This is a genomic window from Proteiniclasticum ruminis (assembly GCF_900115135.1).
GTDB classification, from domain to species: Bacteria; Bacillota; Clostridia; order Clostridiales; family Clostridiaceae; genus Proteiniclasticum; species Proteiniclasticum ruminis_A.
On sequence record NZ_FOVK01000001.1, the window covers coordinates 238,227 to 251,763 of the forward strand.

The 13,537-nt window shown below is 42.2% G+C and carries 13 protein-coding genes; all 13 read left to right on the forward strand.

Annotation, left to right across the window (positions count from 1 at the left end; translation table 11 throughout):
* Window positions 1–76: 76 nt before the first annotated feature.
* The 13 genes from rplU to BM243_RS01165 all read left to right on the forward strand — a co-directional run bounded on the left by rplU (window position 77) and on the right by BM243_RS01165 (window position 13,469).
* The gene (gene rplU, locus BM243_RS01105; protein WP_031575909.1) at window positions 77–391 is read left to right on the forward strand and encodes a 50S ribosomal protein L21; all 315 of its coding nucleotides are present in this window, start codon (window positions 77–79) and stop codon (window positions 389–391) included.
* 2 nt (window positions 392–393) lie between these two features.
* On the forward strand, window positions 394–726 hold the full coding sequence (locus BM243_RS01110) for a ribosomal-processing cysteine protease Prp (protein ID WP_074909228.1): 333 nt from the start codon (window positions 394–396) through the stop codon (window positions 724–726).
* 4 nt (window positions 727–730) lie between these two features.
* A complete protein-coding gene (gene rpmA / locus BM243_RS01115) occupies window positions 731–1,030 on the forward strand; it encodes a 50S ribosomal protein L27 (protein WP_031575914.1) in 300 nt (99 codons plus the stop codon).
* Window positions 1,031–1,147: 117 nt separating this feature from the next.
* Window positions 1,148–2,425 carry a GTPase ObgE gene (gene obgE, locus BM243_RS01120; protein WP_074910871.1) on the forward strand — a complete coding sequence of 426 codons (1,278 nt, stop codon included), beginning with the start codon at window positions 1,148–1,150 and terminating at the stop codon, window positions 2,423–2,425.
* A gap of 11 nt (window positions 2,426–2,436) precedes the next feature.
* On the forward strand, window positions 2,437–2,733 hold the full coding sequence (gene yhbY, locus BM243_RS01125; RefSeq protein ID WP_031575920.1) for a ribosome assembly RNA-binding protein YhbY: 297 nt from the start codon (window positions 2,437–2,439) through the stop codon (window positions 2,731–2,733).
* Entirely contained in the window at window positions 2,730–3,914 is a 1,185-nt protein-coding gene (gene nadD / locus BM243_RS01130; RefSeq protein ID WP_074909231.1) for a nicotinate-nucleotide adenylyltransferase, read from the forward strand. The genes yhbY and nadD overlap by 4 nt, the downstream gene beginning before the upstream one ends.
* Entirely contained in the window at window positions 3,904–4,863 is a 960-nt protein-coding gene (locus BM243_RS01135; protein WP_074909234.1) for an RluA family pseudouridine synthase, read from the forward strand. The genes nadD and BM243_RS01135 overlap by 11 nt, the downstream gene beginning before the upstream one ends.
* Before the next feature lie 90 nt (window positions 4,864–4,953).
* The gene (locus tag BM243_RS01140; RefSeq protein ID WP_074909237.1) at window positions 4,954–5,187 is read left to right on the forward strand and encodes a hypothetical protein; all 234 of its coding nucleotides are present in this window, start codon (window positions 4,954–4,956) and stop codon (window positions 5,185–5,187) included.
* A gap of 214 nt (window positions 5,188–5,401) precedes the next feature.
* Window positions 5,402–7,318, forward strand: coding sequence for a 1,4-alpha-glucan branching protein GlgB (gene glgB / locus BM243_RS01145; RefSeq protein WP_074909240.1), 1,917 nt, complete (start codon window positions 5,402–5,404; stop codon window positions 7,316–7,318).
* On the forward strand, window positions 7,315–8,451 hold the full coding sequence (locus BM243_RS01150) for a glucose-1-phosphate adenylyltransferase (RefSeq protein WP_177213431.1): 1,137 nt from the start codon (window positions 7,315–7,317) through the stop codon (window positions 8,449–8,451). Before glgB ends, BM243_RS01150 begins: the two co-directional genes overlap by 4 nt.
* A gap of 1 nt (window position 8,452) precedes the next feature.
* Window positions 8,453–9,589, forward strand: coding sequence for a glucose-1-phosphate adenylyltransferase subunit GlgD (glgD, locus tag BM243_RS01155; protein WP_074909246.1), 1,137 nt, complete (start codon window positions 8,453–8,455; stop codon window positions 9,587–9,589).
* A 9-nt stretch (window positions 9,590–9,598) separates the two neighbouring features.
* Entirely contained in the window at window positions 9,599–11,032 is a 1,434-nt protein-coding gene (gene glgA, locus BM243_RS01160; RefSeq protein ID WP_074909249.1) for a glycogen synthase GlgA, read from the forward strand.
* 13 nt (window positions 11,033–11,045) lie between these two features.
* Window positions 11,046–13,469 carry a glycogen/starch/alpha-glucan phosphorylase gene (locus BM243_RS01165; protein ID WP_074909253.1) on the forward strand — a complete coding sequence of 808 codons (2,424 nt, stop codon included), beginning with the start codon at window positions 11,046–11,048 and terminating at the stop codon, window positions 13,467–13,469.
* Window positions 13,470–13,537: the final 68 nt, after the last annotated feature.

Sequence of the window (13,537 nt, forward strand, 5' to 3'; positions counted from 1 at the left end):
CCGCTCCGAAAAGGTTTTGTTAAACAGCCCAAAGCTGTACCTTGAAGGCGAGTACTGATATGAGGAGGTGTTTCATATGTATGCAGTTTTAAACACAGGTGGTAAGCAGTATAAGGTATCTGAAGGAGATATTCTCAGAATTGAGAAGATTTCTGCAGAGCTGAATTCTACTGTAGAACTCACTGATGTTTTGGCAGTTTCCAACGGAGAAGGTGAATTGACCATTGGTAACCCTGTAGTAGAGGGTGCTAAGGTTGTTGCGAAGGTTCTTGCTCACGGTAAGGCGAAGAAGGTTGTTGTCTTCAAGTTCAAGCCTAAGAAGGACTATAGAAAGAAGCAAGGTCACAGACAGCCTTTCACAAAGATTCTGATTGAGAAAATCGAAGCGTAATCATGATTGAAGTCCGATTTTTAAGAAAATCCGGTAATCTGATCTCGTTCACTTATGCAGGTCATGCAGACTATGATGAATATGGCAAAGACATTGTATGTGCAGCAGTTACAGCACAATGTATGATGGCATATAACGGTTTGGATGAAGTGCTCAAAGTGAAAAACAAGATCGATCTTCACGAAGATGGCGGATATTTATCTGTCAGCATCGATGGTGCAGATGCTTCTGAAAAGAAGGATGCGCAAGTGATTATGGAGACATTGTTATTAGGAATCAAAGCAATTAAATTGCAGTACGGTCATTTTATTAACCTAATTGAAGAGGAGGTGTAACACCATGCTTATATTAAACCTTCAGTTTTTTGCTTCCAAAAAGGGAGTAGGAAGTACAAGGAATGGTAGAGACTCTGAGGCGAAAAGACTTGGAGTGAAGTCCGCTGACGGACAGTTTGTTCTTGCAGGAAATATTCTCGTTAGACAGAGAGGAACAAAGATTCACCCAGGCACCAACGTGGGCAGGGGAAGCGATGATACTTTATTCGCAAAAGTTGATGGAGTCGTAAGATTCGAAAGACTTGGTAAGGATAGAAAAAAAGCGAGTGTTTACCCAGTTGAACTGGAAGCAGTTGCAGAATAGTTAGCTTGAATGGGCCTGCTTATGCAGGCCTTATTTTTTAGAAAGAGAAATCACGATACAAGTGATTTGTAGTATAATAGAAAAAAACCAGATAAGGTAGGTGAGAAGGCTATGAATATGTTTATAGATATTGCAGATATTTTTATTAAAAGCGGTGATGGTGGCGACGGTGCTATTTCCTTCAGAAGAGAAAAATACGTTTCTCATGGTGGTCCAGACGGTGGTGACGGCGGACGTGGTGGTGACATCATTTTCGTAGTAGACCCTTCGATGACAACGCTTCTGAATTTCAAGTATAAAAGAAAACATGAAGCTGGACGTGGTGAAAACGGCGGTAAGAACAAGTGTTATGGCAAGGATGCGGAAGACCTCATTATTCCCGTTCCTCTAGGTACTGTCATCAAGGACAAGGAAAGCGGGAAAATCATTTCTGATCTTTCAACGGTTGATGATAAGTATATCGTTCTAAAGGGCGGAAAGGGCGGAAAAGGAAATACCAAATTTGCCACCCCCACAAGACAGGCTCCAGATTTTGCTGAACCAGGCATGCCTGGAGAGGAACGTCATGTCACACTGGAACTGAAACTTCTGGCGGATGTGGGTCTCTTAGGTTTCCCTAATGTTGGTAAGTCCACGCTTTTATCCAAGGTATCCAAAGCTCAACCAAAGATTGCCAATTACCACTTCACCACTCTGGAACCCAATCTAGGTGTAGTCGCAATGCCAGGGATCAATCCTTTTGTCATTGCAGATATCCCCGGAATTATTGAAGGCGCTTCTGAAGGTGTTGGACTTGGAATACAGTTCCTTCGTCATATAGAACGTACCCGGTTATTGCTTCATATCGTGGATGTATCAGGTATCGAAGGAAGAAATCCAGTGGAAGACTTCATCAAAATCAATGAAGAATTAAAGAAATACAAATTGGACCTGACAGACAGACCTCAAATTGTTGTCATGAATAAATTGGATCTCCTTTATGATAGATCTTATTTGGATGAGTTCAAAAAAGAGATTGAAGGTCTCGGTTATTCTGAAATCTATGCCATTTCCGCTGCTACAGGGGAAGGCGTTGCAGAAGTTATGAAGGCATGTGCTGAAAAACTTCAGACGATTCCAGTGACAGAAACCATCTACGATGTAGAGGACTTCTTTATTCCTGAGATTAAACAGTTCACCTATGATGTAGAAATTGATGAAGATGGTGTATTTGTTGTTTCCGGTTCTTTTGTGGACCGACTGCTTTATGCCGTTGACATCCATAACCCAAGCCACTTGAGATACTTCCACAAAGTGCTTGGAAACAAGGGCGTTCTAGATCGCCTCAAAGAAATGGGCATTGAAGACGGAGACTTTATCAGACTCAATGATTTTGAATTTGAGTATTACGCATAGGAGGAACCTAAATGATTTCAACAAAGCAAAGAGCATACCTTAGAAGCTTAGCCAATCAGATTGATCCGATTTTCCAGGTTGGAAAAGGTGGCATCGAAGCGCCTTTTATCCGACAGGTAGAAGATGCTCTTGAAAAAAGAGAACTGATTAAAATCCATATACTGGAAAACAGCGGAATGGATGCAAGAGAAGCCCATGATCAGCTGGTAAGTGCAATCGGATGTGAAGGCATTCAGATTATCGGCTCGAAGATTGTGCTCTATAAAGAAAGTAAAAACAATAAGAAAATAGAACTTCCAAGAAGATGAACATTGGCATCCTAGGGGGGACCTTCAACCCCGTTCATCTTGGCCATCTTTATATGGCTGAGGAAGCTATGAAAAATTTGAAGCTTGACCACGTGATTTTCATGCCCAATTATATCCCCCCACATAAAGAAAATACCGCTGTTTCAGCTGATGAACGCCTGAAGATGCTCCATCTTGCACTTTCAGAGCATCCCGACTTTTCTGTTTCCACTTTTGAAATTGAAAAGGCCGGCATCAGCTACACCTATGAAACAGTAGAAGAACTTCATAGAAGGCATCCTTTGGATACCTTCTTTTTTATCATTGGCGAAGATTCCTACGTGAATTTCTGGAAATGGAAGTACCCAGAAAGAATCCTCAAGTATGTGGAAGTGGCCGTCATTGAACGAAGCGGATTTTCAAAAGATGCATCCCGTAAAACCGATGAACTTTTTCGACTAAATCGTAAAAAAGCTTTCCGAATCCAGTCTGAAACGGTTGACATTTCCAGCACAGACATCAGAATCAGGCTGAAGGAGGGTGAAAATGTCTATGAGCTCCTCCCCAGAGAAGTAGCAAAGTATATTGAAGAGAAACATCTTTACCAGTGCCATCCTTGGACGTTTCAACAGCTGCAGACTTTTGTGAAAGAACATGTGAAGCCCTCCAGATACCTTCACATTGAAGGAGTGATGGAAGCCGCGCTGATCCTCTCTGAACTGTATGGTGGGAATATGGAAACCATCACTCTTGCAGCCCTATGTCATGATATGCTGAAAGATCATGAAGATTCCGTCCTTTTGGGTCTCATCCTTCGGTATGGGGAAGTACCAGCAGACAATGGGAACTCCCCCCAAATCCTTCATGCCCAGGCAGGTGCAATTTATCTGGAGCATGTCTGTTGTATCAGAAATGAAGAACTGTTGAACGCAGTGCGGTACCACACCACGGGACGAGCTCATATGGGTCTTACAGAAAAAATAATATTTATTGCAGACTATATAGAAAAAGGCAGAAACTTCCCTGGTGTGGAAGAGCTCCGTAAACTCGCACCAGAGAACCTCGATAAGGCAGTTCTCACTGCACTGTCCGGAACCATTAAACATCTGGAAAGCTTGAACAAGCCTGTTGCTGCTATCTCCAGATCAGCAATGGAATACTATGAAAGACTGCTGAAGGAAAGGGCCAATCATGAAAGATAAAGAGAATCTACAATCCATTGAAAAAAGCATTCCCCTTACCTATGTGGGAGAAAAAATCAAGACCTACCTGAAAGATGAACTGGGCCTGTCAACGAGATTTGTAAGAAGCGCTGCACTGTCCGGGCGGATCCTAATCAACGGAAAAACGGTAAAACTCGACTATATACTAAGGGAAGAAGATCAGCTTCGAATCCATTTGGAGGCGAAAGAGCATCAGGAGATCGAAGCTGAAGATATACCCATCCAAGTGGTATACGAAGACGATGCGATTCTGGTCCTGAACAAAGAGCCTTATATGGTGGTGCATCCTACGAAATCCTATCAAAGCGGCACGCTCAGCAATGCTGTGATGCACCATTATCAAAGCAACGGAAAGAGCACCATCATCAGACTGGTATCAAGACTTGACATGAACACATCCGGGCTTATTATTCTTGCCAAAAATCAATTTGTACATTCCCGAATTTCCCAGGATATGCAAGCTGACTTATACGAGAAGTATTATGTGGCCATCGTCCAAGGAGCATTTCCTGAAGAAACCTCTTTAATTGATCTACCGATATACAGGGATGAGGAGGGTGCCTATCAAAGGGTTGTGGATGAAAGGGGCCAAAGAAGTCTCACAGAAGTAAAAGTTCTTCATTATGCAGAAGGACACACTCTACTTCTCCTGAAACTTCTGACAGGCCGCACCCATCAGATCCGTGTTCATCTCAGTCATCTCGGGTTCCCCATAATTGGAGATGAGCTTTATGGGGGAGATCTCTCCATCATGAAAAGACAGGCGCTACACGCCGTTTATCTTTCTTTCAGACATCCAGTGACTGAAGAGAAGATGAACGCTTATGCAAAGGTTCTGGATGACTTTACGGAAGCAGCCCAGAAGATCGGACTGGACCTGAATTCAATTGAAAAAGAAATCACAAAACTACAGGTTGTGGAAAGCTAAGGCTTTTCACAACCTTTTTTTACGTTGTATTTTCATAATTTTCATAAAGTAATGTTAGAATGGAACTACAACAGCGGAAGGAGAATTCAGATGAGAAATCATAAAAAACCACATTCCTCCTCGTTCAATCCAATCTTGGATGAATATAAGGAGAATGAGAAAAAAATCATGGAAAATGAATGCATCACAGGAAGCTCTTATGAAGAGAGGGCGGAAAAGACTGTTTCAGGTTTCCGAAGAAACCGCACACTGTATTTGCTCACGCAACTGATGTTTATTCTAGGAATACTCATCGCCCTGATTCTTTGGATAACGAGAGAATAATTCACGCTTCTAAAGGGCTGTATAAATCTATGAAAATGGCCTATTTCCTACTTTTGCACTATTAGTACCAGTGGAATTATGGTATATTATAAATAGAAAATAGTAAATATTCTCACATTATCACATAGTTTTTTTGCGTGATTACTTCAACTGAATCAGAAAGCAAAATTCGAGTGCTGATAATAGTACTGTATTCAATACATGGGAGGAAGCTATGGTAAAGACAAAAGACGATCCAAACAAGGTATTAAACACGGAGTTCAACCACTATCTGTTCAACACAGGCAACCACAGGAGAGCCTATGAGTTTATGGGCGCTCATCTCATTGAATTTGAAGGAAAAAAAGGGGTTCAGTTTACGGTTTGGGCACCGAACGCACAGAACGTGACTCTTGCTGGAGACTTTAACAATTGGGGCTATGAAGAGATGTTTCCACAAGGCTCCACGGGAATCTGGACCTGTTTTTTAGAAGGTCTCGGAGAGAATGTCCTTTATAAATACAGAATCAGAAGACATGATGGGTATGAATTTCTAAAAGCGGACCCCTATGCCTTTTACTCCGAGCTTCGTCCAAAAACTGCTTCCATTGTAAAGGAACTGGGTGGATTCAAATGGACAGATGGCAACTGGAGAGGAAGAAGCAAAAGAGTACCTGTGAATGAAAAACCCATGAATATCTATGAAGTTCATCTGGGATCCTGGAAGAGGCATTGGGATGGAACATTTTTCACCATTGAAGAGTATACCAAAGAACTCATCCCCTATGTGAAAGAAATGGGATACACACACATTGAACTCATGCCACTGATGGAACACCCATTAGATGATTCCTGGGGCTATCAGATTACTGGATATTATAGTATGACCTCTCGTTATGGTGAGCCTAAAGATCTTATGGCCTTTGTGAATGAGTGCCATAATGAAGGAATCGGCGTAATCATGGATTGGGTTCCTGCTCATTTCTGCAGAGACGACCATGGACTGCTCCTCTTTGACGGAACTCCCACCTATGAATACCAGGATCCAAATAAAGCGGCCAACAACAGATGGGGAACTACCCATTTTGATTACGGAAAACCACAGGTCCACAGTTTTCTTCTTTCCAACGCTCTTTTCTGGATGGATGCCTTCCACATAGATGGACTCCGTGTAGATGCGGTGTCCGCAATGCTTTATCTCGATTATGATGATGGCCCCTGGACACCGAATATATACGGTGGGAACACAAACCTGGAGGGTGTAGACTTTCTCAAAAAGCTCAACACCGTCATCAAAGAAGAGTATCCCGCTGCACTGATGATTGCTGAAGAAAGCACTGCTTTCCCACTGATTTCTCATGAAATTGAGAAGGGTGGCCTTGGATTTACTCATAAATGGAATATGGGATGGATGAATGACATCCTGCGGTATTTTGAACTGGATCCATTGTACAGAAAGCAGCACCATAACTTGATCACGTTTTCTTTCATGTACGTTTTCAACGAGAATTACATACTGCCCATGTCCCACGATGAAGTGGTCCATGGTAAAAACTCTCTGCTTAATAAGATGCCTGGTGATGAAACCATGAAATTCAGAGGTCTGAGGACACTCATCACCTACATGATGTGCCACCCAGGCAAGAAAATCAGTTTCATGGGCAATGAGATAGCCCAATGGATGGAATGGAGATTCAGAGAAGGTCTGGAATGGATTGGACTGAAGCATGAAAACCATCAGAAACACCAGCACTTTGTACGAGTGCTCAATGCTCTTTACAATGAACATAAAGCTCTTCATGAGATTGATGATTCCTATGAGGGCATCGATATTCTGGACGCGGACAACAAAGAGGAAAGCTTATTCACCTTTATCCGAAAAGGGAAGAACGCCAGAGACTTTCTTTTGGTCATCTGCAACTTTGTGCCAGTGGAGAGACATGGGGTGAAAGTTGGCGTTCCATTTGAAGGTCAGTATGAAGAGATTCTTAATACAGAGCTGAAAGAATTCGGCGGGACTTGGGACTATTCCCAGAATGTCTATCAGACAAAAGATGAAATGATGAACGGTAAAGACTTCTCCCTGGAAGTGACAATCCCACCATTATCCGTTCTTATCATAAAACCTAAAAGAATAAAGGGGGCCAAATGATGAAAACAGAAATTCTAGCAATGATCCTTGCAGGTGGCCAAGGCACAAGACTTGGTAAATTCACCAAAAATATCGCAAAACCAGCTGTTCCTTTCGGGGGTAAGTACAGAATCATCGATTTTGTTCTTTCCAACTGTGCCAACTCCAACATGAATACAGTTGGCGTACTGACCCAGTACCAGCCACTGATCCTCAATACCCATATCGGTATTGGTGCACCCTGGGACATGGACCGTGGCACCGGAGGTGTTACCATCCTTCAGCCCTACGCCAGCGCCACAGAAGAGAAATGGTTCAGAGGAACTGCTCATGCGATCTATCAGAACTTTTCCTACATTGAGGATTATGATCCCGATTTTATCTTGATACTTTCTGGCGATCATATCTACAAAATGAACTATGAAGCCATGCTGGATTACCATAAAGAGAAAGAAGCTGCTCTTACCATCGCTGTATTGGAAGTCCCTTGGGATGAAGCATCAAGATTCGGGATCATGAATACTGACAGTGAACTGAAAATCGTTGAATTCGAGGAGAAACCTGCTAACCCAAAGTCAAACTTAGCCTCCATGGGTATTTATATTTTCAACTGGAAAATGCTGAGAAAGTATATGAATGAAAGTATCAACGCAGGAAAGAACATGGACGACTTCGGCAAGAATGTCATACCTGAGTTTTTGGATGCGAAAGAGAGGGTATATGCATATCCATTCAAAGGATACTGGAAGGATGTAGGTACTCTTGATTCTCTTTGGGAAGCGAATATGGATCTTTTGGATCAGGACTCAACCCTTCAGATCAATGACAGGTCCTGGAAAATCTATTCAAAAAATCCATCCATGCCGCCACAGTACCTGTCCAAAACTGCTGATGTCAAGGATTCACTGGTGGTGGAAGGATGCGTTGTCCATGGAAAAATCAGGAAATCCATTCTGTCACCAAAGGTTATCGTGGGAGAGGGAACTGAAATCTATGACTCCGTCATCATGGAAGATGTCAAAATTGGAAAGAACTGTGTCATCAGAAAGGCCATGATTGGCTCCCATGCCGTGATTCCAGACAACTCTGTCATCGACGAAAAAGGTGAAATCGCCGTTGTGGGCGAACATGAAATCTTCAAGGGAGGGAACTAATATGCCAAGAAATAAATTATTCGGGGTTGTAAACCTCACAGAAAACGACTACTACATGAAGCAGCTCACCATCAACAGACCCTTGGCTTCTGTTCCATATCTTGGAAGATACAGACTCATTGACTTCACTTTATCCAATCTGGTGAATGCGGGTATCGATACCGTTGGTATTTTTTTAAATGATAAGTACCGTTCCTTAATGGATCATATCGGTAATGGAAAAGAGTGGAACCTGGACCGTAAAAAAGGAGGCGTATTCTACTTCTCTCCTTATTCTACACCTGACATCCACAGCTCCTTAAGAGGAGACTTATCCACTTATTTTTCAAATATTGATTATTTGACTGAAGCATCAGCGGATTATGCAGTCATCATGGGAACGTCCATGGTATGCAATATTGATTTGAAGGAAGTCTTTAAAAATCACCTGGGCACCAAAGCAGACATCACTGTTGTCTATAAGAAGATTGCCGAGGACGATCTGGGATTTGAAAGATGCAATACTGTAACGACCAATGAATACGGCTCAGTGACTGCTTTCGGAAAAAACATCAGACGTCCTGATATGCTTTCCGAAAGGAAAAAAGTTTCTATGGAAATCTTCATTGTGAAAAAAGAACTTCTTGTCGATATGATCACTGATGCGGTAACCACAGGAGAAAATGTATATCTTACAGAAGTACTGCACGATGCCGTGACAAAATACAAGGTTCGAGGTTATGAGTTCAAAGGATATCTGAAAAACATCGGATCCATTGAGAACTACTTTGAAGCGAGCATGGATATGCTGGATGAAGATCATATCGAAGAGGTTTTCTTTGGTGAGAATAAAATCAAAACCAAAGTAAAAGATGAAACGCCTACATACTATGCTCCAGAAAGCAAAGTGGAGAACTCTCTGATTGCCAATGGATGCAAGATTGAGGGTACTGTCATCAATTCCATCTTGTTCAGAAGAGTCCATGTAGCCAAAGGCAGTGTTGTGAAGGACTCCATCATTATGCAAAACTCTGAGGTAAGAGAAAATTGCAGTCTGGAAAATATCATTACGGACAAACAGGTCATTTTAACCAGTGATACTGAACTGAAGGGAAGTCCAAAGAATCCACTTGTGGTCAGCAAGGGCTCCGTTCTATAGGAGGAAATTATGAAAATTTTGTTTGCGACTTCAGAATGTTATCCCTTTTTAAAAACAGGAGGACTGGCTGATGTTGCCTATGCACTTCCAAAAGAACTGGTAAAAATGGGAGAAGACTGCAGAGTCATTATGCCCAACTATGGAACCATCAAGAAAGAGTTCTCGGACAAGATGGAGCATCTTTTTGAAACCACCGTCCGTGTTGGATGGAGAGAACAGTACCTCGGTGTAAAATATCTGAAATACGAAGGAATTGATTACTACTTTCTGGACAACATGTACTATTTTCATCGTGAGACTCCCTATGGTTATTTTGATGATGGGGAAAGGTTCTCTTTTTTCTCACAAGCAATTTTGGAAATATTGACAAGAATTGATTTCGTTCCGGATGTTCTTCATGCCAATGACTGGCATACGGCTGTCATTCCGGTGCTGCTCCGTACGAAATACCGATGGGAGAAAGCGTTTGAGAAAGTGAAAACTGTTCTGACCATCCATAATCTTAGATTTCAGGGCGTATACCCTCCAGATGTACTTGGAAATCTCCTTGGTCTTGGCAATGAACTTCTTCAAGACTTTTGTTTCGAGTATTATGGAAATGTCAATTATCTGAAAGGCGGCATCAATTATGCAGATCTTGTAACCACCGTAAGCCCCACCTATGCTGATGAGATTAAGACGGAGTATTTCGGAGAGGGTCTTCATGGTGTTATGCAGAAAGTGTCTTATAAACTGAAAGGAATTCTCAACGGCATTGATTATGATATCAATGATCCGTCCAATGATCCTAACATTCCTCATGGATTCACATCTAATGATTTGGAAGGAAAGATCCAGAATAAACTGGACCTTCAAAAGGAACTGGGGTTGGAAGTCCGGGAAGATGTGCCCCTGTTTGGCATCATCTCCAGGCTCACTGACCAAAAGGGATTCGATCTCATCGCGGAGCGTATAGAAGAACTGCTTCAGAACGATCTGCAGATTGTCGTTCTTGGAACAGGAGAGCGGAGATACGAAGATATGTTCCGCTATTTCAGTTTTAAGTATCCGAATAAAGTTTCTGCAAATATCACATATAATGGTACCCTCGCTCAAAAAATCTATGCAGCTACAGATTTTTTTCTCATGCCATCGCAATTTGAGCCCTGCGGTCTCTCACAGCTTATGGCACTGCGCTACGGCAGTGTGCCCATCGTCAGAGAAACCGGCGGTCTAAAAGATACCGTAACGCCCTATAATAAGTTTACAGGTGAGGGAATCGGTTTTACCTTTTCAAACTATGACAGTTATGATATGCTACAAGCGATATATCGTGCTTTAGAAGCATATCAGAACAAGAACAGTTTCAATGACATCATCACACAAGGTATGGGTATGGATTACAGCTGGACATCCTCTGCGCTACTATACAGACAGCTGTTTGAGGACATTCTGAAACAGTAAAAGGAGTAACCGAATGATTATTACAAAAGAACAGTTCAAAAAGGACTTTGAGAAGAAAATGCTAAAACTCTATGCTCAGGAAGTGGAAAATGCGACGATTCAGATGCAGTACTTCACACTTGGGTATCTGATTAAAGAATATATTTCAGAAGGGTGGGCAAAAACCACCACAAGATATACAAAATACGGAGAGAAACAAGTATACTATTTTTCAATAGAGTTTCTTCTGGGAAGACTTCTGGCAAGCAATCTTCTGAATCTGGGCATCCGGAACACAGTGAAGGAAGCACTGAATGAAATGGGCCTGAATCTGAAATCCATAGAAGATGTTGAAGTGGATCCTGGTCTAGGAAACGGTGGCCTTGGTAGGCTTGCAGCCTGTTTTATGGACTCCATGGCATCCTCAGGTATCCCTGGAAACGGAAACGGAATCCGATATAAGTACGGATTGTTCCAGCAGAAAATCGTAGATGGCTATCAGGTGGAGCTTCCTGAAAACTGGTTGAGAGATGACAACGTATGGGAGATCCGTAAGTCCGATAAGGCTGTGAAAGTCCGTTTTTATGGCGATGCCTGGATGAAACCTACGGATGATGGGAAACTGATCCCTGTTCATACAGATTATCAGGAAGTACTTGCTGTGCCTTATGACACTGCTCTTGTGGGCTATGAGAACAAAACTGTAAATACCTTGAGACTATGGAATGCAGAAGTTCCGAACTACGCGGATGAACCAAGAGGGGAGCTGAACTTCCATAAAGTGCTTCTTAACAAGCGCGAGATCGAAAGCATTTCAGAAGTGCTGTATCCAGATGATTCCAATCATGAAGGTAGAGTCTTAAGACTGAAGCAGGAGTATTTCTTTGTGTCAGCTGGACTTCAAAGCATCGTAACCCAGCACAAAGAAGCAGGAAGACCGCTGTCTGAACTGCATAACTTTGTTGCTGTGCACATCAATGACACACATCCTGCGGTAGCCATCCCCGAGCTTATGAGAATCCTCATGGATGAAGAGGGCATGGAATGGAATGAAGCTTGGCATGTTACACAGAATACCATGAGCTATACCAACCACACCATCATGAGCGAAGCACTGGAAAAATGGCCTGTGGAACTCTTTAAAGATCTTCTGCCTAGAATCTACCTCATCATCGAAGAAATCGACCGTAGATTCAGAGAAATCCTTACCGCCAAGTTTGGCGAACAACAGGATCAAGTGGAGAAGATGGCCATCATATCCGGTGGATTTGTGAAAATGGCACATCTGTGTATCCATGGAACCCACAGCATCAATGGTGTGGCTAAGCTCCATACAGAGCTTCTGAAAAGCCAGGAACTAAAAGACTTCTATATGCTGTATCCTTATAAGTTCAATAACAAAACCAATGGCATTACCCACAGAAGATGGCTGATGCTTGCAAACCCTGAACTTTCAACTCTTCTGGATGATACCATCGGTACGTCCTGGAGAAGAAACCCTCAGGATCTCAAGCTTTTCAAAAAGTACAAGAGAGATCCAGAGGCACAAAGGAAAGTAGAAATCATCAAACAGCACAACAAGGAAAAGCTTGCAGAGTATATCAAGGAGAAAAATGACATCATCATTGATCCAAACTCCATATTTGATGTGCATGTGAAGAGACTTCATGCCTATAAGAGACAGCTTCTCAATGCACTCCATATTCTGCATCAGTATCATGAGATTCTGGAAAATCCGAATTACGACATGGTGCCAAAAACCTACATTTTTGCTGCAAAGGCAGCTCCTGGTTACTACTATGCCAAGGAAGTTATTAAGTTCATCAATGCTTTGGCACAGCAGATCAACAACGATCCAAGGGTAAAGGGTCTCATCAAAGTGGTTTTCCTTGAAAACTACGGAGTGACCTTGGCTGAAAAAATCATTCCTGCGTCTGAAGTATCCGAGCAGATTTCCACAACCACAAAGGAAGCATCCGGTACCAGCAACATGAAATTCATGATGAACGGCGCAATTACTCTTGCTACGTTAGATGGAGCCAATGTTGAAATCCTTGAGGAAGTAGGAGATCCGAATATCGTGATTTTTGGGATGACTGAAAAAGAAATTCTCAGCTACTACAGAAACGGTGGTTACAGATCCAGAGAAATCTATGAATCAGATATCCGTGTCAAGAGAGTGCTGGACAGTCTTGTAAACGGACATATCAAAGGAATTCCTGTGGAAGGAGTCGATATCTTTAAGAGCCTCATCGACTATAACGATGAGTTCTTTGTACTGAAAGACTTTGATTCTTATGTGGATGCCCAGAAGAAAATTGATTCCTTGTATCAGGACCGATTTACCTGGAACAAGATGTCCATTGAAAATATCTCCTCATCAGGTGTATTTTCTGCAGATGTTACTGTAATGCAGTACGCTTCAGGAATCTGGGACACGAGAATCATTGAGAGATAAGATCAGATCATATAAAATGAAGTCCTGGAGAAATCCAGGACTTCTGCATATATCCGCTGAAACGAGAT